Annotated in this window: 20 protein-coding genes; 17 read left to right on the top strand and 3 right to left on the bottom strand. The window is 45.7% G+C overall.

Features of this window, described 5'->3' with window-relative positions:
• Positions 1 to 79: 79 nt before the first annotated feature.
• The 3 genes from MHI14_RS20220 to MHI14_RS20210 all read right to left on the bottom strand — a co-directional run bounded on the left by MHI14_RS20220 (position 80) and on the right by MHI14_RS20210 (position 4,223).
• Positions 80 to 766 carry an AlkZ-related protein gene (locus MHI14_RS20220; protein ID WP_289391971.1) on the bottom strand — a complete coding sequence of 229 codons (687 nt, stop codon included), beginning with the start codon at positions 764 to 766 and terminating at the stop codon, positions 80 to 82.
• Positions 767 to 800: 34 nt separating this feature from the next.
• A complete protein-coding gene (locus tag MHI14_RS20215; RefSeq protein ID WP_341131097.1) occupies positions 801 to 1,757 on the bottom strand; it encodes a helix-turn-helix transcriptional regulator in 957 nt (318 codons plus the stop codon).
• Between the two features lie 438 nt (positions 1,758 to 2,195).
• Positions 2,196 to 4,223 (bottom strand): beta-galactosidase, encoded by a 2,028-nt coding sequence (locus tag MHI14_RS20210; RefSeq protein ID WP_341131096.1) that lies wholly within the window; start codon positions 4,221 to 4,223, stop codon positions 2,196 to 2,198.
• Between the two features lie 128 nt (positions 4,224 to 4,351).
• On the opposite strand from MHI14_RS20210, the gene MHI14_RS20205 reads away from it, so the two are divergent.
• From MHI14_RS20205 to rsmD, 17 genes are all read left to right on the top strand, one after another.
• Positions 4,352 to 5,185: an AraC family transcriptional regulator gene (locus MHI14_RS20205; protein ID WP_091031988.1), complete on the top strand. Its 834-nt coding sequence runs from the start codon at positions 4,352 to 4,354 to the stop codon at positions 5,183 to 5,185.
• 143 nt (positions 5,186 to 5,328) lie between these two features.
• Entirely contained in the window at positions 5,329 to 6,117 is a 789-nt protein-coding gene (locus MHI14_RS20200) for an alpha/beta hydrolase (RefSeq protein WP_341131095.1), read from the top strand.
• Positions 6,118 to 6,201: 84 nt separating this feature from the next.
• Positions 6,202 to 6,867 carry an SGNH/GDSL hydrolase family protein gene (locus tag MHI14_RS20195; protein WP_047842445.1) on the top strand — a complete coding sequence of 222 codons (666 nt, stop codon included), beginning with the start codon at positions 6,202 to 6,204 and terminating at the stop codon, positions 6,865 to 6,867.
• 12 nt (positions 6,868 to 6,879) lie between these two features.
• The gene (locus MHI14_RS20190; protein WP_341131094.1) at positions 6,880 to 7,761 is read left to right on the top strand and encodes an SMP-30/gluconolactonase/LRE family protein; all 882 of its coding nucleotides are present in this window, start codon (positions 6,880 to 6,882) and stop codon (positions 7,759 to 7,761) included.
• Positions 7,745 to 8,011: a hypothetical protein gene (locus MHI14_RS20185; RefSeq protein WP_341131093.1), complete on the top strand. Its 267-nt coding sequence runs from the start codon at positions 7,745 to 7,747 to the stop codon at positions 8,009 to 8,011. The genes MHI14_RS20190 and MHI14_RS20185 overlap by 17 nt, the downstream gene beginning before the upstream one ends.
• Positions 8,012 to 8,033: 22 nt before the next feature.
• Entirely contained in the window at positions 8,034 to 8,372 is a 339-nt protein-coding gene (locus tag MHI14_RS20180; protein ID WP_341131092.1) for a VOC family protein, read from the top strand.
• 320 nt (positions 8,373 to 8,692) lie between these two features.
• The gene (locus MHI14_RS20175; RefSeq protein WP_433583489.1) at positions 8,693 to 11,773 is read left to right on the top strand and encodes a X2-like carbohydrate binding domain-containing protein; all 3,081 of its coding nucleotides are present in this window, start codon (positions 8,693 to 8,695) and stop codon (positions 11,771 to 11,773) included.
• Between the two features lie 269 nt (positions 11,774 to 12,042).
• On the top strand, positions 12,043 to 13,590 hold the full coding sequence (locus tag MHI14_RS20170; RefSeq protein ID WP_133384301.1) for a response regulator transcription factor: 1,548 nt from the start codon (positions 12,043 to 12,045) through the stop codon (positions 13,588 to 13,590).
• 18 nt (positions 13,591 to 13,608) lie between these two features.
• On the top strand, positions 13,609 to 15,378 hold the full coding sequence (locus MHI14_RS20165) for a cache domain-containing sensor histidine kinase (protein WP_091031974.1): 1,770 nt from the start codon (positions 13,609 to 13,611) through the stop codon (positions 15,376 to 15,378).
• Between the two features lie 351 nt (positions 15,379 to 15,729).
• Entirely contained in the window at positions 15,730 to 17,013 is a 1,284-nt protein-coding gene (locus tag MHI14_RS20160) for an extracellular solute-binding protein (RefSeq protein WP_240768107.1), read from the top strand.
• A gap of 141 nt (positions 17,014 to 17,154) precedes the next feature.
• Entirely contained in the window at positions 17,155 to 18,045 is an 891-nt protein-coding gene (locus MHI14_RS20155) for a carbohydrate ABC transporter permease (RefSeq protein WP_036610887.1), read from the top strand.
• Positions 18,038 to 18,868 (top strand): carbohydrate ABC transporter permease, encoded by an 831-nt coding sequence (locus tag MHI14_RS20150; protein ID WP_062833750.1) that lies wholly within the window; start codon positions 18,038 to 18,040, stop codon positions 18,866 to 18,868. The genes MHI14_RS20155 and MHI14_RS20150 overlap by 8 nt, the downstream gene beginning before the upstream one ends.
• 157 nt (positions 18,869 to 19,025) lie before the next feature.
• Complete coding sequence (locus MHI14_RS20145) at positions 19,026 to 22,073, top strand: glycoside hydrolase family 2 TIM barrel-domain containing protein (RefSeq protein ID WP_341131091.1); 3,048 nt, start codon at positions 19,026 to 19,028, stop codon at positions 22,071 to 22,073.
• Positions 22,074 to 22,241: 168 nt separating this feature from the next.
• The gene (locus MHI14_RS20140) at positions 22,242 to 22,547 is read left to right on the top strand and encodes a hypothetical protein (protein ID WP_017689244.1); all 306 of its coding nucleotides are present in this window, start codon (positions 22,242 to 22,244) and stop codon (positions 22,545 to 22,547) included.
• Between the two features lie 150 nt (positions 22,548 to 22,697).
• On the top strand, positions 22,698 to 22,940 hold the full coding sequence (locus tag MHI14_RS20135) for a hypothetical protein (protein WP_341131090.1): 243 nt from the start codon (positions 22,698 to 22,700) through the stop codon (positions 22,938 to 22,940).
• Positions 22,941 to 23,078: 138 nt separating this feature from the next.
• Entirely contained in the window at positions 23,079 to 23,513 is a 435-nt protein-coding gene (locus MHI14_RS20130) for a hypothetical protein (RefSeq protein WP_341131089.1), read from the top strand.
• A 300-nt stretch (positions 23,514 to 23,813) separates the two neighbouring features.
• A complete protein-coding gene (gene rsmD / locus MHI14_RS20125; protein WP_340903640.1) occupies positions 23,814 to 24,422 on the top strand; it encodes a 16S rRNA (guanine(966)-N(2))-methyltransferase RsmD in 609 nt (202 codons plus the stop codon).

The raw sequence follows: 24,422 nt of genomic DNA, 5'->3' as shown, positions 1-24,422 counted from the left end.
TTATCGTCTACGATGCATTATATGGTGAACCACAGCCAATTCCGGTTGAAATCTGTACTACAACCGGGATTGGCTTTATTTAAATTGCACGGATGCCAAGCGCTTTGGAGATGCTTGATAATGCGGCAGGTGAAGCATGTTGTTGTAGTTGCACAGTCAATAGTTCACGTGCCTCTTCTATGCTGCCTTCAAATGGCTTAATGCCATGACGTTGCATCCAGTGATCTGCGGTTTCATATGCGGAGCTGTTCCATGCAACTTTGCCTTCTGCGAGCCCCTCTTTTTCTTTGGTTCCACTGATCACAATGGCTGCACAGCCCTGAAGGTCCAGAAGTCCACGGTCAAATGTTTTTTTGTCCTCTTTTGCCCCGAAACCGGCTTGTGATCGCAAGGCACGTCCATCGATGCCTTCCTGTTCTGCAACTAACGTATGGAGTTTGAACGCCTCACGGGAGAGTAGACCCGCTTCATACTGTTCCTTGATGGTTCTGGAATCGGCCAGCAGTCGGTGTACCCAAGGGAAGTATTCAGATGAGACAAGAAGCGCTTTCTTTTTGACAAATTTTCCATATGCAGCAATGCCCTCCTCAGCCAGGCGTGAACGCCATAACCAAGGATCGAGTTCATCATCCTTGTGCCAATGTTCTTTGGGGGTTAGCGATGACAGCGAAGGATAATCGGCAAATAGTGGTGCCAGAGGCAGCAGCCCTATAGACTGGATACGCTGTACTGCTTGTTCGTACGTTATAACGGCTTCATATGTCATGATATCAGTAGGCTCCTTTTTGTGTTTAGTCAGGCTACGACTTGGTTGAAGCGAGGTATCTTTGGCTCACTTCCTCGGCATGCTGACGAATCTCACTGCGAAGTTGGAGGGGTTCAATCACTTCAGCTTCACGTCCCAATCGGTAAAAGAATCGGACGGCCCAGTCCCATTCCCCTGGTGGACAAAGGAATGATAATTCCCAGAGATCCGGGGCAATTTCAATCATCTTTTCACCAATATGCTCGTCCTGTTCAGCTTCAATCATTCCCCGGTAACTCAGTCGTGCCTTAACTAGTGTTGGCGGCTGTTCTGGAGGGATCGGCTTGCTCTGCTGTTGATCCGCCTGTTCGTGAAACACGAGTGCATCCTGTGGTTCGATCGCTTTGACTTCGATAATTCGGTCAACCCGGAAAAGACGCTGTTCACCATGTTCGAGGGAATATGCCTCACAGTACCAGAAGCCGGAGGAAGCATATACCCGTGTGGGACAGATATGCAACCATCGTTGACGTGATACGGAGCGATACAGCACACTAAGCCACTCGTGTTCGGGTATGCATGCCAGCAGTGCGTCCAGATGAGGAAGAATGTAATTGCGGTCTGGAATATGATGATGCAGCTGTTGGAGCATGGGATCAATTCGCGACATAATATCATCCGGAATGATGGCTTTAACTTTGTTCATCAGGGTCCAGCGTTTCTCATGAAAGGGTGTGTCGGCGTAGCGACTTAGACCTTCAAGAGCGAATATGAGCGTCGCTGCTTCTACCGGGTCCAGCTGTAATGGGGGTAATACGTAACCCTCCATAAGTCTGAAACCGCCTCCCGGACCGGAAATGGCAATAATGGGCACATTCATCTCGGAGAGGGACTGAATATCCCGAAGAATCGTGCGACGGGAAACTTCAAATTTCTCGCCTAATGAGTGTGCCGTTTCGTGACCATGCTGTAATGCCATTACGATGGCAGCAAGCCGATTTGTTCTGTTCATGTCAGCCACTCCGTTTCGATCTGCGCCGCCGGAAAGTGATGTCGTAGTTATATTCCTATTGTAACAACGAATAAGTGACATCATGAGTGTCACCAATATTTCAACTGTTCATTATTTTATAATGGATCAACATCAGGATTCACAAGCATGTTCCGGCAGGCTTTGTTAAAATGTGTTTCTCGTCCAATTCGCTTTGCATACTGATATTTCCTTCTATCAAAAAGACCACAGATCATGCCAAAAACCCGTATCCGGTGTAGACGGATACGGGAAGTAGCAGCTTTTGGCTTACAGAAGACGATAAAGGTCTGAAATCTATACCAATATCCTTGCTGAAGACAATAACAAGTATAAAAGGAATGAATATGTGACACTTTGTATCACGGGTATTTCTATCACATTTTTTCATTCCGAATGATTCCAATTAAGCGAAATCGCTTATTTCATTTCGAGCAATTGCACTCCACGGGCTTCAATCTCAACACTTCCCGAAAGCTCACGATTGGTGAGCAGATCATGTGCCTTAGCTGTTCCCAGATCATAGGATTGCGTGGTTGCGTTATGGTTCATGACAAACAGGTAGGGCTTGCCGTCTTTGGTTCGTGCGCTTACTTCAACACCTTCTGGTGTCTCAAGCAAGGACTCTACGTTCTTGGCTGCTGCAAGCTGTCCCAGCAAACCATCCAGGAAGCGCTCATCCGGGTCGGATGCAACGTACCATGCTTCACCTTGACCAAAGGTATTACGTGTCACAACAGGCATGCCTTTATAAAAGTCGTCTCCATACTCCGCGATGACCTCAGCTCCCTCACTGTGCAGCAGGTCACATAGCATACCGCAGCCATACTCTCCTTGAAGATCACCGTAGGTTTCTTTGAGGACAATGCGGTTCTTTTGCTCAGGCAGCAGGGCATCAATCTCTTCCACCCAGATTCCGAGCAGTTTACGAAGTTCTCCCGGATATCCACCTGTGGTCACGAGATCGTTCTCGTTGACAATGCCACTGAAGAAGGTTGTCAGGAATGTTCCGCCTGCTTCAACATACTTCTCCAGTTTGGCGGCAAAACCTGGTTTAACCATGTAAAGGACAGGCGCGAGAACGATGTCGTATTTGCTCATATCCGTATCCACACTGACGATATCTACCTGTATGTTGCGGCGGAAGAAAGCGGCGTAATATTTGTGAATCTGATCTACATAATTTAGGGCAACGGTAGGTCCGCTTGATTTTTCGATGGCCCACCAGTTATCCCAGTCGAACATAATCGCTACTTTGGATTCAACAGATGCATCCAGCGTGGTATCTCCAAGGATCTGCAATTCCTTGCCCAGCTCAGCAACTTCGCGGAATACACGTGTATTCTCATGCCCAGCATGCTCAATAACTGCACCGTGATACTTCTCACAAGCACCGATGGAGCGGCGAAGCTGGAAGAACATAATGGTATCGGCCCCGTGCGCAACAGATTGATAACTCCACAGACGCATGACACCTGGACGTTTCAGGGAGTTATATGGCTGCCAGTTCTGCTGACTTGGTGTTTGCTCCATCAGCATGAACGGTTGACCATCTTTCAGTCCGCGCATAAGGTCATGAGCCATTGCCGTGAAGCTGACGGGTGTTGCGAGACCGGGATAGCTGTCCCAGGAGACAATATCCATATATTTTGCCCATTTGAAATAGTCCAATTGTTTAAAGAATCCCATCAGATTGGTAGTCACAACGGAGTCCGGAATATGTTTTTTGATCGCATTGTATTCCAACAGATAACAATCCAGCATGCTGTCGGAGTTGAAGCGAGAATAGTCCAGCGAGATTCCCTGGAACGTTGAATTATTGTTACCCCAATGTTCGCTCAGGTTGCTTGGTAATACGATCTCGTCCCAATCGTAGAAGGTATGCCCCCAGAAATTCGTGTTCCATGCTTTGTTGACCTGTTCCAGAGTCTGATAGCGTTCTTTCAGATACACGCGGAACGCTTTCTCACAGTTGTCACAGTAGCACTCACCGCCATATTCGTTGGAGATGTGCCATACGAGAACCGCAGGGTGATCCTTGTATCGTTCGGCCAGTTTATCTGCAATCTTCTCAGCGTATTTGCGATAGGTCGGGCTGTTGGGACAGGAATTATGGCGCCCACCGAATTTGCGTTTGCGTCCATCGGCATCTACACGAAGCACGTCTGGATATTTCTTTGCCATCCAAGCCGGATGGGCAGCAGTGCTTGTTGCAAGGCATATATAGACACCATTTTCATATAAACGATTAATGAGTTGGTCGAGTTCTTCAAAACGGTAAGTAACTTCATCAGGCTGAATCAGTGCCCATGAAAATACGTTGATTGTGGCAATATCAATGCCTGCCAATTGGAACATGCGCAGGTCTTCAAGGTGGGTTTCGTGATCCCACTGTTCCGGGTTATAATCGCCCCCGTAGAAAATTTTGGGCAGTTTGCTGCTAATCAATGTGTTCACCTCTTGTATAAGAATAATCCTATACTATATGATACATATGACTTTTAAAATATAATAAAAGTAATGACTCATATAAGAATACGGAAGTCTATTTCAGCTTATACCCAAGGAGGCATCCCATGTTTATCTCCCCCCGACATCAACGATATTTCATGACATCACGTGATCAGCCGCTACCCCTTTATATTGAGAGCCTGGGTTATAACGGCAATCAGGAGAAGGTGTCCAGACCTGTGGGGTATCCCTGTTACCACTGGCTTCAGACCGTGAAGGGAGCCGGAGAATTCAAGTTTGCCGGGTCCACGGTCATACTGGGGGAAGCATCAGGTATTTTGCTGCCGCCGAATGAACCGCATGAATATGTGCGCGCCCAAGGAGAGTGGGAGACTCTTTACATTACATTTGGCGGTTCCCAGTGTCCGGCAATCTTGGAGTCGCTTAGTCTGGGTGAAGCGGCGTTCCATCAGTGGGAGCAGAGCAGTCCGTTCAACGATTACGGCCAGGAAGTGCTGGATTCAATCAGAAGTGATCAGGATTTATCGGGACTCGAAGCGTCAGCGGATATATACCGATTTCTGATTTTGCTCAAAAAACATGGCATGACGGGCAATCGTTCTTCCATCTCACATGCCGTGGAGAGACTCGCTCCGCTCATTGCATTCATGGAACAGCATTATGCGAATCCCGAGATTGGGCTCGAACATATGGCTGACCTCACAGGGATCTCATCCAGACATCTGAATACCTTGTTCAAGCAGTCCTTTGGCATGACAGCCTACAGTTATTTTATTTTGCTGCGCATTCGCAAAGCCAAGGAAATCATGACCGCAGAACATAGACCCACGATTAGGGAAACTGCAGTTAGGGTAGGGTTTCGAGATGCAAGCCATTTTGTTGCAACCTTTCGCAGGATTGAGGGGGTGACTCCTGAACAGTTCCGTAATTTGTACTAACATGTACCCAAATGATCAAAAAGTGATGCCAGGAAGGTATTGATGCGTTAGGGTCATTACCGTTATGATGGTATCGATTCCTGAGATTCGAAAACGTTTAAACGGACCCATGGTTCCGTTCTACTTGGAGAGGATGATTGAAGATGACAACAACTATACCTTTATGGGATCATGCTGCACCTTATGCAGCCCAGGGCCATGAAGACGAAATGCCACATTTGACTTTATTTATTCACCCCGGTTCAGAGAGCGCTGTCATTGTGTGTCCAGGTGGCGGTTATGGATTTTTGGCTGATCATGAAGGTGCTCCAATAGCTGAATTGTTGAACCGTGCAGGTATAAGTGCATTTGTCCTGAAATATCGGGTGGCGCCTCACCAGCATCCTGCACCTTTAACAGATGGTCAGCGTGCCATACGTTATGTTCGTGCTCATGCTGAGCAGTATGGCATCAACCCTGCCAAGATTGCAGTACTTGGTTTCTCCGCAGGCGGACATCTCACAGCAACACTGGGAACGCTGTATGACGAGGGACAACCCGATCATGAGGACCTCATTGAACGCCAGAGTTCACGCCCGGACCGAGTTATTCTCTGTTATCCGGTAATTACGATGGAGTCCTATGGACATGCTGGTTCCCGTGAGAATTTGCTTGGGTCTGACGCGTCTGCCGAGCAGATAAAGGCTTTCAGTGCGGAGCAGCAGGTGAGAGCGGATGCTCCTGAAGCGTTCATCTGGCACACCAGCGCTGACCAGGCAGTGCCTGTAGAGAATAGCTTGCGTTACGCACTTGCATTGGGCGAGCATGGCATTCCCTATGATTTGCACGTTTTTGAGAAAGGTTCACATGGTCTTGGATTGGCTGAGGACAACCATGCGATTCGGGTATGGTCGGATCTGTGTCTCACATGGCTCAAGAATCAAGGCTGGTAATTTTTCTGGCCGGTATCAAGTGAACGGTCCTGACTAATCGAGTAATCCGTATATTAGCGCTTTGAAGCGAAGGAGAAAATAACGATGAAATTGCAAAAAAACGACAAGCTTTTGTTTATCGGGGATTCGATTACGGATTGTGGTCGGGAACATCCTGTAGGTGAAGGCAGTTCAGGTCTGGGCCATGGTTACGTAGCGCAAGTCTATGCCCTCTTGCGGTCCATATATCCGGAGTTGATGTTGCGTGTCCAGAATGTGGGTAATGGTGGAAATACGATTCGTGATCTGAAACAGCGCTGGGATCGTGATGTGCTTGACCTTAAACCGGACTGGCTGACGATCATGATCGGCATTAATGATGTATGGCGTCAGTTCGACAACCCATTGTCAACAGACTCACATGTGTTTCTTGAAGAATACGAATCCACATTGCGTGAACTGGTGGCTTCGGTTCGTCCCAACCTGAAAGGTCTGGTACTAATGACGCCTTATTATCTTGAGGCCAATCCGGAAGACCCGATGCGGGCAACGATGGATATCTACGGAGAAGCGGTACGCAGGGTAGCCAGTGAGTATGATGCGGTGTATGTGGATACACAGGCTGCATTTGCTCCATTTTGGGATCATTTCTATACGTCTGTGTTGACTTATGACCGGGTACATCCGGATGCAACGGGCCATATGGTACTGTCCAAAGCATTCTTGGATGCCATCGGATTCGAATGGTCAGGCGGCGTCAAATCTGAATAAGGACGTGATGGCATGAGCGACGTAACTGTAGCAGTACAAACCCCGGCATTATTGGGGGAAGGTCCAAGCTGGGATGCGGAGAACAATCGATTATTGTGGGTAGATATTGAAAGTTTTAAGGTGCATGTGTATGATCCGGCTACAGGGCAGGATCAGCCTTATGATGTCGGTGAACATGTCGGGGCTGTTGTTCCCTATCGTGGTGACGAAGTTTTGGTTGCTTTACGCAGTGGATTCCATACGTATCACTTGCATACGGGTGAGCTGCATGCCATTGAGAACCCCGAACAAGATAAGGATACCAATCGTTTTAATGATGGAAAATGTGATGCGAAGGGCCGCTTCTGGGCAGGTACGATGAGCATGAATAATGAGAGCAAAGCCGGATCACTGTATTGTTTGGAGCAAGGACACCCCGTTCGCACAATGGTACAAGGTGTATCTACATCCAACGGCTTGGGCTGGAGTCCAGATCGGCAAAACATGTATTACATTGATACCCCGACACGTTCTATTGACCGGTTTGATTTTGATCTGACGGCAGGTACGATTCAGAATCGGACAAGTATCATTCACATACCGGAGGAATTTGGTTTTCCGGATGGGATGACGGTTGATGGTGAGGGCATGCTGTGGGTTGCGCACTGGGGCGGAGGAAGAGTCACTCGCTGGAATCCTGATACATCAGAACTGTTGCAACAGATCGAGGTGCCGGCAGATCAGGTAACATCCTGCTGTTTTGGGGGACCGGATCTCGAAGAGTTATACATTACAACAGCACGTATAGGGATTAAGGAAGAACGTCTGAAAGAGACACCGGATGCGGGCTCACTTTTTGTCATCAGACCGGGGGTTAAAGGGCAGGAGACTCACGCTTATGGTAGCCAGAAATAAAACAGGTGCCAGTCATGCAGTGAACCTTAGTGAACCTCTGCCTGGTTTGCCAGGTAAGAAACGATTTCATTTTTTACTCTTATATAAAATGTCAAAAGGTGCTGTTCTAACAGCATCTTTTTTTGTTGATTTAGATTATCGTCTATATAGAACAAAAATAAAACGACTTTTCATTGAAGTAACGGACCGAATACTTCCATTTTGTGGTATTATTTGGATTGAAGACAAAGCTCTACGGAGGACGCATTAAATATGTAGGAAAGGGTGTAATTATGAAATTAAATCATCTGAACCTAACAGTTACTGATGTTCCAGCTGCTCGCGAGTTTTTAGAGACTTATTTTGGTATGAAATGTGAAGGTACGAGAGGAAAAGCATTTGCAGTTATGTTTGATGATGAAGGCTTTATTCTCACTCTAATGAAGGGTAAAAACGTACTCTATCCAGTGACTTTTCATATCGGATTTCCCCAACCGACCGAACAAGAGGTTGACAGAATATATAGTCTTTTGAAAGACAATGGCTTTGAATTAGACGCACCTAAGCATGCACACGGTTATACTTTTTATGTTGAAGCCCCTGGTGGATTTACTGTTGAAGTCTTGTGTTAATCTATATCCCATTGAAGTCGCTATTTTAGCGGCTTTTTTTGTTGTATAAACGATTTTAAACACTGAAAATATTTTACAAAAATCGGAATTTCGACAGAGGGGTTTGGAGATTGCCAGCGAATGTTATTTATTGAAAGTATTATCCAGATAACCGCGAATCAAGAACAATTATGTAAGCGCTTAACAATATGACTGAAAGGGGGTGAGGCTTCTTGTATCAAGGGATGCATTGATTCGTCTGGCACGCCATCATCAGCACGATGAGACAGCGGGGATAGACCGAAATGCAGTAACGAAGTAGAAGAGGAGGATAAGTTGATATGAGAACGTTTATGGGTAAATTGCGAATGATGAGCCTGACGGTTGCCGTAGTAACCGCTTCGCTGGGAGGACTTGCTGGAACGACACTGGCGGCACCAAGTGAAGCCTATGAGTGGAAAAATGTGGTGACGGGTGCAGGAGGCGGGTTTGTACCGGGCATTATTTTCAACGAGTCGGAAAAGGATCTGATCTATGCCCGTACGGATATCGGGGGAGCCTATCGCTGGAATGCGGCTGACGAGAGGTGGATACCCTTAACAGATTTTGTTGGCTGGGATGACTGGAACAAGAATGGTGTGGATGCACTGGCTACGGACCCGGTTGATCCCGATCGGGTGTATATGGCAGTTGGGACGTATACGAATTCGTGGGACCAAAATAATGGCTCCATCTTGCGCTCTACGGACCGGGGAGATACATGGCAAACCACAACACTTCCATTCAAAGTGGGTGGCAACATGCCGGGACGTTCAATGGGAGAACGCCTGACCGTGGACCCAAATGATAACAGTATTCTGTATTTCGGTGCACGAAGTGGTCATGGGTTATGGAAAAGTACCGATTACGGTGTGACCTGGAACGAAGTCACAAGCTTCCCGAATCCGGGAAATTATGTGCAAGATCCTTCGAATGAATATACCAGTGACATCGTAGGTCTGGCATGGATCACGTTTGACAAAACAACAGGTTCGGCAGGGCAAGCAACCCAGACAATCTATGTAGGTGTTGCGGATAAAGCTCAAAGCGTGTATCGCAGCACAAATGGCGGCCTGACCTGGTCAGCAGTTGCTGGTCAACCTACAGGTTATATCCCGCATCATGGTGTGTTTGATTCAGACGGAAGCCTCTATATTACGTACAGCGATGGTGTTGGACCTTATGATGGGGAAAAAGGTGACGTGTGGAAACTGAATACGTCGACAGGTGTCTGGAGCAACATCAGCCCTGTTCCAAGCAGCAGCACGGATAATTATTTTGGATATGGCGGATTGGCTGTTGATGCACAGAATCCCGGTACATTGATGGTCGCTACATTGAATTCCTGGTGGCCGGATGCCACCTTGTTCCGCAGTACAGATGGCGGAGCAACGTGGACACGCATATGGGAATTTGAAGGATATCCGAACCGGAAGTTGCGTTATACACAGGATATTTCGGCAGCGCCATGGCTCACATTTGGCACCAATCCTGCCCCACCCGAAACAACCCCAAAATTGGGCTGGATGATCGGTGATCTGGAGATTGATCCGTTTGATTCGGATCGCATGATGTATGGAACGGGTGCTACAATCTATGGGACGAAGAACCTGACAGACTGGGATGATGACGAAAAAATCAATATTTCAGTGATGGCGAAAGGGGTTGAGGAGATTGCCGTACTGGATCTGATCAGCCCGCCAAGTGGTGCACATTTGATAAGCGGAGTGGGGGATGTCTCCGGATTCCGTCATAACAATCTGGACCAGGCGCCAGCTACCATATTTACGAGCCCGAACTATTCTTCCACAGAAAGTCTGGATTTTGCAGAGTTAAGTCCAAATACGATGGTTCGCGTAGGTAAAGCAGATTATGCTGCTGATCCAAATGCAAAATCCATTGGTTTGTCCAGTGACGGAGGTACTACGTGGTATAAGGCCAATGCAGAACCTGCCGGCACAACCGGAGGAGGGACCGTAGCCATCTCTGCGAATGGTAACCGACTCGTATGGAGCACATCAGATAAAGGTGTACATTATTCGACTGGCGGCAATTCATGGACGGCAAGCACGGGGATACCTGCACAGGCAAAAGTGATTTCGGATCGTGTCAATCCAAACAAATTTTATGGATTTGCAGCCGGTAAAATCTATGTGAGTGTGAATGGTGGTGCTACTTTCACGGCCTCACCTGCGACCGGACTTCCGATGGAAGGAAATGCCGATCTGGATGCCGTTCCAGGCGTTGAAGGCGAACTCTGGTTTGCTGGTGGTAGTGAGGAAGAAGGTCCTTACGGATTATGGCATTCCACGGATTCAGGAGCGACATTCACGAAGCTTGCCAATGTAGAGGAAGCAGACAGTATCGGATTTGGTAAAGCGGCCCCTGGGCAAAACGTTGTTGCGTTATACACGGTTGCACAGATCGATGGAACACGTGGATTCTTCCGCTCCGATGACGGTGGGGCTAATTGGGTTCGTATCAATGATGATCAGCATCAGTATGCTCGTGTAACCACTATTACGGGTGATCCGCGTTTGTATGGAAGAGTATATCTCGGAACAAATGGCCGCGGAATTTTATATGCTGACCGTGTTGGAGGTAACAATGGCGGTGGAGACGGCGGGGGTACACCAGTGACCAACTCTGTGATTACACCGGTTACAGCCGAATTTGATCGCAAAGCAGGCAATCAGGTTAATATTCCAGTCACGTTAACGCTGAACGGCAATACACTTGTCTCCATTCGCAACGGGAATGCAACGCTGGTTTCAGGTACAGATTACACGTTGACAGGCAATGAGGTCGTATTAAGTAAAAACTACCTGGCTTCACTGCCAAATGGCGCAGCGGCGCTAACCTTTCAATTCAGCGCAGGCGCTCATGCGACCTTGAATCTGCTTATTAAAGACACGACAGCTGCACCTGTTGGAACCATACGCATTGAGATGTTTAACAGCAACACTTCAGCAACGGGCAGCTCGATTAGTCCCAAATTCAAACTGACAAATACGGGTACTACAGCTTTGAATCTGTCTGATGTGAAAATCAGATACTATTATACGATAAACGGTGAACAGCCTCAGAACTTCTTCGCTGACTGGGCGACTGCTGGCAGTTCGAATGTAACAGGCACGTTCAGTGCACTCAATCCAGTTCGGACAGGTGCTGACCACGTGCTTGAGATTGGATTCACAGCTTCCGCTGGAACTCTGAATGCAGGACAAAGCACGGAAATCCATACGCGCATCTCCAAGAACAATTGGACCAACTATACGCAAACAGATGATTATTCTTTTGCAGGTAGTCAGACTTCCTATACGGACTGGTCCAAAGTCACCGGTTATATCGCGGGAAGTCTCCAATGGGGAATTGAACCATAAGTGAGTGATTTAACGAAATAGGATTGAAATAGGGGTCCTGATTCGCCAAATGATCAAATGGCGAGTCGGGGCTTCTTATTTTGTCGAAATATAGTGTAAACTATAGATAGTTACCATTGCTTAAAGGATCATTTTAAGATATAAAAAGATGTACAATCAATTTAAAATTAATGTAACCGCTAACACTGGAAAGTGTTTATAACCGATATATAATAGTTGGTATAGCCTGTACAGATATAGAGGAAAGATTAGACAAGGGGGTCGCGATCATGAACCGGTTGTGCAAGGTGCTGATTGTTGACGATGAGTTTCTGGTAAGACAGGGCATAAAGCACCATATGAACTGGGAAGCGGAAGGATTTATCATTGTGGGTGAAGCTTCCAACGGTGAAGAAGGATTACAGCAGGTGAACCTGTTAAAACCGGATATTGTGATCACCGATATTGTCATGCCTGTCATGGATGGCGAAACGTTTGTCCGTACACTAAAAGCCAGTAATCCGCAGATTGAAGTTATTGTACTTAGCAGCTTCAGTGAATTCGAGTATGTACGTTCAACGCTTCAGCACGGGGCAGCCGATTATATACTGAAACCCAAGCTGGATACAAATGAATTATTGCAAGTCCTTCAACGCACAGCGGGTAAAATTCCGGAGCTACAGTTCGAGCCGTCGCACGATGGCTGGAGACTTGGGCAACTGATGGAGAAGATGCTGTCCGGATTTACACTGGATGAAGATAGCGAAATGCCGATGATTCGAGATACCTTTCCGTATGAATCCTTTCGCTTGCTTGTGTATAAACCCGTGGGTGCTGGGGGAAATCCACTGAAGATGGATCAGGAACAGATTGAATCCAAGCTCAGGAGCGATCTGCCTGAAGTAGAATGTGCAATGGTTCCCGCAGAGGGTACATTACCTGTAATGCTTCTTAATGTCGATCCTGCGAGAGATGAATGGATGCTTGAACGGATCAGACAGTTGGCCAGTGAAAATGCAGCAGGAGAAGGCAGTCCTGGTTGGGTGCTTAGTGAAAGCTTTACTTCATTTGAACAGATGGGTGTTGTTTACCGGGAACATCTGATTAAGCTGATTGAATATCGCTTCTATTATAAGGATCGACCAATCCTGGTGTATGGTGAACTGCCTCCAATGCATCCCGCAGGTTACCAGTTTAATGTGAATATGTTTTTGCAGCATGTGAAGCGTAACCGGGTCGAAGCGGCAAGGGAGTATTTACAGGATCATGCAAAAACACTTGGACGGGATTATATTGCGGATGTGTTTGAGATCAAATCATTTCTCGGTAACTTGATCTTCAACGTGACCATTACCCTCGCGGATATGGATGTCCAGTCCGCCGGGCTGGAAGAGAGCAAATATACGTATTTTAAAAATGTGGACGGGGCTTCGAGTCTGGACGAAGTCATGACTGTGCTTGATCAATTCATGACCGAAGTTCAGGAGTGCACCGCTGGTGCGGGTGGAAAACGAAGTGATCCCAACATGAAGATGCTGCTGGATTACATGCATGAGCACTTTGATCAGCCGCTAGGGCTTGCTGAAGTAGCCAAGCATTTTCATTTTAATCCATCGTATTTATCCAGTTATTTCTCATCTCACAAAAAAGAAGGATTTAATGAATACTTAAATAAAATTCGGATAGAAAAAGCCGAGGAACTGCTCCGATCCGATGATGTAACGATCTCTGAGATTAGCAGTATGGTAGGCTATTCCGATCATAGTTACTTTTGCAAAGTGTTCAAAAAATTCACTGGATTATCACCAAGCCGATACCGGCGCAAATTCTGGGCATAAAGTCAGAAGGATAAGATCATGAAGAAATGGATGAACCAATTATCTCGTCTCGGATTGTTTCCCAAGTTGTTTTTGGTTATGGTGGTCAGTATTGTCCTCGTTTCTGTACTCATCTTATGGACGACCATTCACATGTCAACCAATCTGTTTACTGAGACGTTCAGTATCACAAACTCCAAGGTGCTTAATCAGATCAAGACAAATTTTGAATCCTTTAATGAGGCCATTGCTGCCGTATCGAATAATGTGACGCAGAGTGGATCGATCCGAGGATTCCTGTCCGAAGGAGATGCCGATTCCCTCACGATGGCCAAATCCTTCTATAATATGAGGGAAACGATGGATCGAATTCAATCCATAACCGAATCCTACGAAGTAGGGATAACAATTATCGGGATTAATGGACGGAGCTATTCCACGAATCGTGCTCATCTTCAGTTGTCCGTGGATGAATTGAAGCAGGAGCCAATTACGATGGAAGCAGCTGAGACGCCCAGTCGTCTTATCTTTGATGATTACCAAAACGAGGCAACGATCGGGAGTCAGCAGATGATCTCTGCGACGAAAGCGTTGACGGACCGAACACGCAGCCGAATATACGGTACGCTCTATGTCACGATGAGAGAAGACATATTCCGGCAATTTTACAGCAGCTTTACAAGTCGTGGCAATGATGTGGTCATTATGAATGAAAAAGGTGAGATTGTATCATCGAATCGTGAAGACTGGATCGGAACAACTCAGCTGGATTTGCTATCGTATGCCCGGGATATGAACAACAACTCTCCGAGAAGTATTAATGCTCGTGTGATGGATCAGGATAGCGTTGTGCTATCCGAGTATCTACCGTTCTATCGGTTTTATATTGTCAATGTAGTGGATAAGGACCTGGCGATGGGTCAACTTATCGACATGAAGACGGTTGCCCTGATCTGTGCAGCTATCGTTGTGGGGGCACTCATCCTTGTGTTTCTCATCACCAGCCAGATTACCAAGTCACTGCGCAGACTTGTGAAGCAGATGTCCAACATTACAAAAAGTGATCTGGACAACTACATTCCGGTGAGTGGAAGCTACGAGAGCAGGCAGCTTGGTCATGCTTACAATTACATGCTTGATGAACTGCATGATTATGTGGATCAATTAGTACAGACACAGCATGAACAACGCAACGCAGAGCTTGCGGCATTACAGAGTCAGATTAATCCTCACTTCTTGTACAATACACTTGCATCTGTCAAAGTTCTGGTGCAACAAGGCAACAAAGACAGGGCTGCGGAGACCATTAACGCATTAATTGGATTGCTGCAAAATACGATCAGTGATGTGAGTCAGACGGTTACAGTGGAGCAAGAAGTCGAGAACTTGAAAAATTATGTCTTCATTAATCACGTCAGATATGGTGGCCGGATTAAAGCAGCTTTCTACGTTGCTCCGGATTGTACACACTATCATGTACCCAAACTGGTGATCCAGCCGTTTATCGAGAATGCATTTTTCCATGGATTTATCAAGAAAGAAACGGGTACGATTCATGTCATGGTTTCCAGAGCGGGAGAATCACTCATCTGTGAGATTATGGACAATGGTGATGGAATTGAAGGGCTTGTCATGGGAGAAACATTGCCCAATCCAAAGAACAATCGTCAACTATTCAGTGGTATCGGTATTCGCAACGTACATGACCGTATTGAGTTATTATATGGTTCACCTTACGGTGTCACGATTATGAGCAATGTCGGTGAAGGGACGAGAGTAACGGTTACATTGCCTTTAATCACGAGTTGAATTGAAACCCGATTCGATTGAATACACTAAAATCGAGATCCCTCGCTTCTGTTTTCTACAGAGGCGGGGGATTTTCACGTGTCAGAGGTAAAGCGGGTGAAATCATTTTTGTACTATTTCAAGATCAAGAAATTACAAAATCAAAAGAAATTACAAAAAACTAAATTTAATGCAAACGGTTTCTGTAAAGGTTTTCATTGTGGCAATAAGATGACAAATCCGTACAAAATTATTACTAACGAATGGAGATATGGGAATGATAAGATGAATACATCGAAAGCAACCGCTTTCAGAAAACGTAAACAAATTACACACAAAGAGGTCGAAGGGGAGTTGAATGTTTTGAAAAAAATGTGGGTATTGATGCTCGTTACAGTACTGCTGTTGTCCGCATGTTCATCCGGTGGCGGAGGTAATTCCGCTAGTGGTGGTGACGAAAAAACAAACGAAATTACGGTCTGGGCTTGGGACAAAGCTTTTAACGTAGCTGCAATGGAAACAGCAAAAGAAGCATATCAAAAAGCAAATCCTGATGTGAAAATTAACATCATTGAATACGCTCAAGCTGATATCATTCAGAAACTGAACACAGGTCTTAACTCCGGAACTGCCAGCGGTCTTCCAAACGTAGTTCTGATTGAAGACTATCGTTCACAAAGCTTCCTGAATGCATATCCTGATGCGTTCAAAGATCTGTCTTCCAGTATCACGGCTTCCGATTTTGCAGATTACAAACTCGGACCAACAGCGTTTGATGGCAAACAATACGGAGTACCATTTGACTCCGGCGTTGCTGGTTTGTACTACAGAACAGACCTGCTGGAGCAAGCTGGTTACAAAGCAGCTGACCTGCAAGACATCACTTGGGATGACTACATCCAAATTGGTAAAGACGTAAAAGCTAAAACAGGTAAAGAGCTTCTTTCTCTTGACCCGAATGACCTTGGTTTGATTCGTATGATGATCCAAACTGCAGGTAAATGGTATTCCGCAGAAGATGGTAAAACACCTGACATTGCTAATAATGCTGCTCTGAAAGAAGCGTTTATTACTTACAAAGCAATGATGGATGCCAACATTGTTAAATTGCACTCTGACTGGAGTCAATTCGTTGCCAACGCCAATAACGGTAGCGTAGCAACAATTCCTACAGGTAACTGGTTCTCACCATCTGTACGTCAAGAAGCTTCCCAATCCGGTAAATGGGCTGTAGCTCCAATGCCGAAAATGGCTGGTCAACCAAACTCTGTTCACGCATCCAACTTGGGTGGTAGCTCTTGGTATGTTATGAACAACGTTCCTGGTGCAGATCAAGCAGCTGATTTTGTAGCAAAAACATTTGGTTCTGACAAACAATTGTATCAAGATCTGTTGAACAACATCGGCGCAATTGGTACGTACAAACCAGCAGTTGATGGTGACGCGTATGCCAAAGCAGACGAGTACTTCGGCGGACAAAAAATCTTCACAGACTTTGCGAATTGGACGAAAGAAATTCCAAGCGTAAACTATGGTATCAACACATATGCCATTGAAGATATTCTGGTAGTAGAAATGCAAGCATTCCTGAACGGTAAATCAATCGATGACGTTCTGGCTGATGCACAAAAACAAGCTGAAGCACAATTAAACTAAGATACCCAAGGTAACTTATAGAACCCTAGGAAACATCGGAGCCGTCTCCCATGTCCGGCGCAAGTCGAACCGGATATGGCGAGAGGCTCCGTGGGTTCTACCCATGTTCCATGGAGAGAGAGGAGCCATACTGTGAAAGCCATGAATACAGGAGACAGTCTCCAAAAGAAAAATAATTTGACTGGATGGGCTTTTGTTTTGCTGGCTGTTGTCGGGATTGTTGCATTTTACTTCTACCCGATGATCCAAGCGCTGCTCTTATCGTTCAAGTCTGGTGTAGGAGCCAATCTTGAATTTTCGGGCCTTTCTAACTACAAAAGATTGTTAGTTGATACAACGTTCCGTACAGCATTATCGAATACATTTATCTACTTGATCATTCAAGTGCCTGTAATGATTATTCTCGGTTTGTTTATTTCCGTATTGCTGAATGACAGCACACTACGCTTCCGGAGCTTCTTCCGTACAGCGATTTTCTTGCCTTGTGTAACTTCATTGGTAGCGTACTCTGTTGTATTCAAATATTTGTTTGCACCAGATGGAATGGTGAATCAATTCCTTATGGGCTTGCACATTATTGGCGATCCAATTCAATGGATCACAGACCCGTTCTGGGCTAAAATTACGATCATAATCGCCGTTACTTGGCGTTGGACCGGATATAACATGATTTTCTATCTGTCATCCCTGCAAAACATCGATCAATCGATCTATGAAGCTGCAAGAATTGACGGAGCGAATGCTTTTACACAATTCTTCAAAATCACAGTACCTTTGCTTAAACCGATTATCCTCTTCACGTCGATCACATCAACGATTGGTACATTACAAATCTTCGATGAGATCATGAATATTACCAAAGGTGGTCCAGGTAATGCGACCATGTCGATTTCACAATACATCTACAACCTTTCGTTCAAATATTCACCGGACTTCGGTTATGCAGCAACAGTGTCTTATTCCATCGTAATCTTGATTATTGTATTGTCCATCATCCAGTTTAAAGTGGCAGGTGATAATAAAAATGGCTAAAGCTAAAGCAAAACGGATTTTCACGTATGTGTTCCTATCCATCGTCGCCTTTGTATCCATTTTCCCTTTCTTCTGGATGCTGGTCAGTTCAACAAATGCATCAGTCGATGTCACCAAGGGTAGACTGCTGCCGGGTTCAGCTTTCATTGATAACTTCAACAAACTGATTGATTCGACAAATCTGGTACAGGCTCTCGGAAACTCGGCGATTATCTCTGTAATCTCCACTGTCTTGGCACTGTTTATTGGTTCCATGGCAGGTTATGGCTTCGAGGTATATCGCACGAAGTCCCGTGATGTCGTGTTTAATATCCTGTTGTTGTCCATGATGATCCCGTTTGCAGCGATTATGGTACCATTGTATCGTATGTTCGCAACAATCTCGGGAGTTGCACCGGTTATCGGAATCAACACGATGGCAGCAGTGATCCTGCCAACCATCGCAACAGCGTTCCTGATCTTTTTCTTCCGTCAGAACACCAAAATGTTCCCGAAAGACTTGCTCGAAGCTGGACGTATTGATGGTTTGAGTGAACTCGGCATCTTCTTGAAGATCTATATGCCAACCATGAAAACAACATATGCAGCGGCAGCAATCATTACATTCATGAGTAGTTGGAACAACTATCTGTGGCCACTCATTGTATTGCAAACACCTGACCAACAAACGATTCCGCTATTGATCTCAAATCTGGGTGCTGGTTATTCTCCAGATTACGGAGTAATCATGACAGCAATCGTTATTGCAACACTGCCTACAGCAATCGTTTTCTTCATCATGCAGAAACATTTTGTTGCAGGTATGGTAGGTTCCGTGAAGTAATGAAAACAGCATAATCCGTGCAAATGACGGGTGCAGGAAAGAAGAGAGGGCGCTGTTATGGCGTACCTCTGTCTTTTTTGTTTATGTAAAGCAAAAGGAAATCCAGAGTAAACCTTGAATAAGTCAAACTATAACGTTTTAAAGGGAGAGAGAGCCGATGAAAGCAACAAAGGCAGATATCAACTGGTTGGGGGACGTAAGTGTATTTGAGGTGAACCGTCTGCATGCTTATTCCGACCACCGTTATTACCAAACAATGGAAGAGGCGGTAGGTTCAAGCGCGATGTCCATGCGTTATGATCTGAATGGTACGTGGAAATTTAACTATGCTATTCGTCCAGACAGCCGTTCTGAGTTTTTCTATACATCCGATTTTTCCAGTGAAGGCTGGGATGATATTGAAGTTCCGGGGCACATCCAGCTACAAGGATACGGACAGATTCAATATGTAAATACACAATATCCTTGGGATGGCCTGAACGAAATTCGTCCGCCGGCATTGCCGCAGGATAAAAATCCGGTTGGAAGTTACATTCGCACATTCCACCTGCCGACAGGTTGGGAGTCGAATCCGGTATATATTTCTTTCCAAGGTGTAGAGTCTGCATTCTATGTATGGCTTAACGGACAATTCGTAGGATACGGGGAAGACAGCTTTACGCCATCTGATTTTGACCTGACGCCATTCCTACAGGATGGAGAGAACAAGCTCGCAGTTGAGGTGTATCAACGCAGCACAGGCAGCTGGCTGGAAGACCAGGATTTCTGGCGTTTCTCGGGTATTTTCAGAGATGTGTATCTGTATACGGTCCCGGCTGCGCACGTACGTGATGTTCATGTTCGCACAGATCTGGACAAGTCCTATACCAACGGTACGTTGCAAGTGGATCTGAAGCTGGAAGGAAAAGCGGTTGCAGGAGCACGTGTAGAGGCTGAACTTCGTGATCGTGAAGGCAATACCGTTAAAACGTTTGAATCCAAAGTTAACGATGGACAAGTAAGTCTTCGTGAAGATATCGGTACAGTGAACCTGTGGAGCGCAGAGATTCCATACTTGTATCGTCTCTATATTCGTGTATATGATGCTGCGGGTGCACTGGTTGAGGTTGTTCCTCAAGCCGTTGGTTTCCGTACATTTGAAATGATTGATAAAGTGATGCACATCAACGGTAAACGTATCGTATTCAAAGGTGTGAATCGCCATGAGTTCAACCCGCGTCGTGGACGTGCAGTTACGAAGGAAGATATGCTGTGGGATGTTCGTACGATCAAACAGAATAATATGAATGCTGTACGTACGTCACACTATCCAAACCAAAGTCTCTGGTATGAGCTGTGTGATGAATATGGATTGTATGTTATTGACGAGATGAACCTGGAGACACACGGATCTTGGCAGAAACTTGGTGCCGTTGAGCCTTCATGGGTTATTCCAGGTGACAAACCGGAATGGCATGATATCGTTATGGACCGCGCTGTATCCATGGTGGAGCGTGACAAAAACCATCCGTCCATTCTGATCTGGTCTTGTGGTAATGAATCACACGGTGGTGAAGTCATCTACAAAGTATCCCAATACTTCAAATCGGCTGATCCAACACGTCTAGTACATTACGAAGGTGTATTCCATGATCGCCGTTTCGATGAAACAAGTGATATGGAGACTCGCATGTATGCCAAACCGGCGGACATTGAGGAATTCCTGAATGCAAACCCGACGAAACCTTATATTAGCTGTGAGTACATGCATGCCATGGGTAACTCTATTGGCGGTATGCACAAATATACGGAGTTGGAAGACAAATATCCGATGTATCAAGGTGGATTCATCTGGGATTACATCGACCAATCCATTTATAAAAAAGATCGTTACGGCAAAGAGTTCCTCGCTTATGGCGGAGATTTTGGTGATCGTCCATCAGACTATTCGTTCTGTGGCAACGGTATCGTCCATGCTGACCGTAAAGTAACTGCGAAAATGCAGGAGGTCAAATTCCTTTACCAGAACATCAAGCTGTTCCCGGATCGTGAAGGTGTTAAAATCGTGAACGGTAATCTGTTCGCAGATACATCTGCGCTGGAACTGGTATACAGCCTGGAGCGCGAGGGACATGAAGTGCTGCGTGGAACATTGGAAGTGAACGTGGATGCACAAAGCGAGACGGTAGTGAAACTTCCGCTGGGTGCAGAAGCTCTAGCGGGCGGCGAGTACGCTGTGAACACTGCATTTGTGTTAAAAGAAGCTACACTGTGGGCTGACAAAGGTGAAGAAGTGGCATTTGGACAGTTTATTTTCACAAAGGATCAGGTAAATGATGCAGTTGAAGTCGACTTGAACCTTGTAAGTGATGTACAGGTGGTTGAAGGTGACGTTAACATTGGTGTTCGTGCTGGCAAGACACATGCGCTGTTCTCCAAACAGTTTGGGACCCTGGTTTCCCTGAAATTGTCCGGTCGTGAGACGATTGCTGTACCACCTGCACCGCTCTTCTGGCGTGCAATGACGGATAATGACAAAGGTATGGCGATGGGCTTCGAACTGGGTGCCTGGTATGCAGCGAGCCTGATGCCACGTTCTGTAGAGTGGAAAGCGGAACAGAAACCGGATCAATACCGGATCGAGTTCACGTACAAGCTCAACATTTCGGAGGATGTACAAGTGAAAGTGGTATATACCGTTCATGCAGATGGAAGCGTACGTGTGCATAATACGTACAAAGGTACAGCCGGATTGCCAAACCTGCCAATCCATGCATTGTCCTTCAGAACATCACCTGACTTCGAAAACGTGGAATGGCTGGCGATGGGACCCGAAGAAAATTATGCAGACCGCGCATTTGGCGCACGTCTCGGTATCCACGGCAGCAAGGTAGCTGATACCATGGCTCCATATCTGGTACCACAGGAATCAGGCAACCGTACGGGCGTACGTTGGGCCAAATTGACAGACAACGCGGGACGTGGCTTCAAAATTGAAGCATCCGGAACTCCAGTCGAGCTGAATGTCTCACCATATACAGCATTTGAGCTGGAGAACGCACAACATGCGTACGAATTGCCCCCTGTGCACTATACGGTCGTGACTGTAGCAGGTAAACAAATGGGTGTTGGCGGTGATGATAGCTGGGGTGCTCCGGTTCATCCGGAATACCTGATCCCTTCGGACGGCGAACTAACATTTGAATTTGTCATTCGTGCACTGTAATTAAAAGACGTACAGAATAAAGAATGTATCCTATAAAGAACAGAGGTCTTCGCTCATCGGAGGCCTCTGTTTTGTTATGTCAACGAACAGCTTGAGAGGCATTGTATGAAACCGTTCTCTCTCCAACCTCGTAATGTACGAGACAGGAAACATAAGAGGGGGTTCAAGATGAGTAAAAAAGCAAAGACAGGTATATGGGTGACGGTGTTGGTCTTCTTGGGTATCATTGTTGGATGTTTCATATGGTATTTCAATACCGCTTCAGGTGAACGTGCACTCAAAACGATGAGGTCCAATAACTCGGGTGGGCTGGAGAGGGTTGTTAAAGTGTACAGCAATAATGGTGAATTGATTCAGACCTATGATGGCAAAATTGACGTGGAAGATACGGAATACGGCAATAAAGTATTATTTGATCTCAATGGGAAACGTGTTGTGATCTATAATGCAACGATTGTTGTTGAAGAGAAGTAAAGCGTAAATTGCCAGTCTTGACCAAGCGCTGGTTTGGAATTTGGAATTACACCTTATCTCTTATATGGTATAATTAAGGGGAATATATAAGGGTCGGGTGAGATTTTTATGGTGGATATGTACCTCATAATCCTAGTTGCTATCTTGGGAATGACTCTGTTTTATAGCTTGATCGCTTTTTTCTTGATTCGTTTCATTTCCAAAAAAGCTTTCAAGCTGACGTTAACCAAATATGAAATGATGGAGATTATAACCTGGCTCGCAGTGTTGTTTATTACCTTCATGATGATTAAGACGGGTTCGATAAATCTTCTCTTGCCGGTTGTTTTACTTATCATTCCATTGATCAATTTGCGGATTTCCAATCGGAAACATAGAGAGTTGAACTCGTGAGGTCTTGCTACGTTGGGGCAAGGCACAAGGAGGATGAACATAGGAAAGGTTGACGGAGATTACATCACTAGTCAACCTTTTTTATTTTGTATTAATTTCTATTATATACGGTGATAACGAACAAGGGGGAGTTTAATGATGATCCTGTGCAAATCAACGGATACTTCCGGATTAACGCAGGTTGCCAATCTATCGGATGAGTTGCAGCCTGTTTTTGATCAAGCAGAAAGCAAATATCAAATAGTTGATATTGAACTATTCTTTGTTTTCAGGTGTCTCCCTGAGGAATACGAGAGAAGGTCCACGGTCAGGCATGTGAAGAAGGAGAATGTTATATATTTCGATCTGGTGGTTAGCGAGGATCGGTATAAGACATTAAGCAAAAGCAAACAACGATATGCGTTAAGCCATGAGTTTTATGCTTTTTTGAGTGAAAAGATCCAGAAATACAAGATTGAACATTTAAAAGTGAATGAGTTTATCGTAGATATGGGCATGTGGCTGAGGGAGATCGGATGGTTGCAGACCGAAGAGCAAGCCGAAATAAGTGAATTTGAAGAAAAGTATAACTAACAAAATAAAGTGATATAAACAACAAAAATAGGCCCTCTTTCGAGGGCCTACTTTTCATGGGAGAGGAGAAACCGGACGAAGAGCTTATGGGGAAACGTAAGTCTTCTCCGCGGTTGTCTACGACACTTGTGATGTCGATAATTATAGAATCGCCCGATTGTTTCCTTTTTATACATATGCGTCAACAATTCGTCAACAATTTTCCAAGGGAAATGAAGACCGCACATTTTTCAAACTGAACCCGAGTGTGGTACGATAGTCGTATCAATAAACTTACATAGAGAAAAGGTGACTCGTCAAGTGAGAGTGGTATCTGGGAGTGCAAAAGGCAGGCCGCTGAAGGCTGTTCCTGGCACGGGTACGCGGCCGACCACCGACAAGGTGAAGGAAGCGTTATTTAGCATGGTTGGTCCTTATTTTGAGGGCGGCACAGCATTGGATCTGTTTGCAGGCAGTGGAGGTCTCGGTATTGAGGCGCTGAGCCGCGGCATGGACAAGGCTGTTTTTGTTGATTTGGAATCAAAAAGTATTGAAGTTATCCGCATGAATTTGAAGGCGACCAAGCTGGAAGACCAGGCGGCCGTATATCGTAATGATGCAGGTCGGGCATTGAAGGCACTCGCCAAGCGAGGCACAACGTTTGATCTGGTATTTCTCGACCCGCCATATCGCATGAAGACCGGGCACGAGTTGATGTTAACCATGCACGAACTGGAACTTCTGGAACCCGAAGCAACCATCGTGCTTGAATATGAATCCAAACATGATTACCCTGAGCAATTCGGCCCGTTTGAACAAACGCGCAAGGCTTTGTATGGGGAGACGGCAGTATCCATCTATTATTATGCGCCAGAAGCAGTTAAAGATGGAGAATCCATTACACCGGAAGAGGAGGCTCCTCATGACTGA

Origin of the sequence: Paenibacillus sp. FSL K6-2393 (assembly GCF_038002545.1) — a bacterium.
GTDB lineage: Bacteria > Bacillota > Bacilli > Paenibacillales > Paenibacillaceae > Paenibacillus.
This window is presented reverse-complemented; position numbering and strand designations above follow the sequence as displayed.

Coding starts and splice junctions, on each gene's coding strand:
- MHI14_RS20190 (WP_341131094.1), top strand. CDS start 6,880: ATGAGCGACGTAACTGTAGCAGTACAAACCCCGGCATTATTGGGGGAA.
- MHI14_RS20165 (WP_091031974.1), top strand. CDS start 13,609: ATGAAGAAATGGATGAACCAATTATCTCGTCTCGGATTGTTTCCCAAG.
- MHI14_RS20150 (WP_062833750.1), top strand. CDS start 18,038: ATGGCTAAAGCTAAAGCAAAACGGATTTTCACGTATGTGTTCCTATCC.
- MHI14_RS20170 (WP_133384301.1), top strand. CDS start 12,043: ATGAACCGGTTGTGCAAGGTGCTGATTGTTGACGATGAGTTTCTGGTA.
- MHI14_RS20135 (WP_341131090.1), top strand. CDS start 22,698: ATGACTCTGTTTTATAGCTTGATCGCTTTTTTCTTGATTCGTTTCATT.
- MHI14_RS20175 (WP_433583489.1), top strand. CDS start 8,693: ATGAGAACGTTTATGGGTAAATTGCGAATGATGAGCCTGACGGTTGCC.
- MHI14_RS20180 (WP_341131092.1), top strand. CDS start 8,034: ATGAAATTAAATCATCTGAACCTAACAGTTACTGATGTTCCAGCTGCT.
- MHI14_RS20205 (WP_091031988.1), top strand. CDS start 4,352: ATGTTTATCTCCCCCCGACATCAACGATATTTCATGACATCACGTGAT.
- MHI14_RS20200 (WP_341131095.1), top strand. CDS start 5,329: ATGACAACAACTATACCTTTATGGGATCATGCTGCACCTTATGCAGCC.
- MHI14_RS20215 (WP_341131097.1), bottom strand. CDS start 1,757: ATGAACAGAACAAATCGGCTTGCTGCCATCGTAATGGCATTACAGCAT.
- MHI14_RS20155 (WP_036610887.1), top strand. CDS start 17,155: ATGAATACAGGAGACAGTCTCCAAAAGAAAAATAATTTGACTGGATGG.
- MHI14_RS20185 (WP_341131093.1), top strand. CDS start 7,745: ATGGTAGCCAGAAATAAAACAGGTGCCAGTCATGCAGTGAACCTTAGT.
- MHI14_RS20160 (WP_240768107.1), top strand. CDS start 15,730: ATGTGGGTATTGATGCTCGTTACAGTACTGCTGTTGTCCGCATGTTCA.
- MHI14_RS20195 (WP_047842445.1), top strand. CDS start 6,202: ATGAAATTGCAAAAAAACGACAAGCTTTTGTTTATCGGGGATTCGATT.
- MHI14_RS20220 (WP_289391971.1), bottom strand. CDS start 766: ATGACATATGAAGCCGTTATAACGTACGAACAAGCAGTACAGCGTATC.
- MHI14_RS20145 (WP_341131091.1), top strand. CDS start 19,026: ATGAAAGCAACAAAGGCAGATATCAACTGGTTGGGGGACGTAAGTGTA.
- MHI14_RS20140 (WP_017689244.1), top strand. CDS start 22,242: ATGAGTAAAAAAGCAAAGACAGGTATATGGGTGACGGTGTTGGTCTTC.
- MHI14_RS20130 (WP_341131089.1), top strand. CDS start 23,079: ATGATCCTGTGCAAATCAACGGATACTTCCGGATTAACGCAGGTTGCC.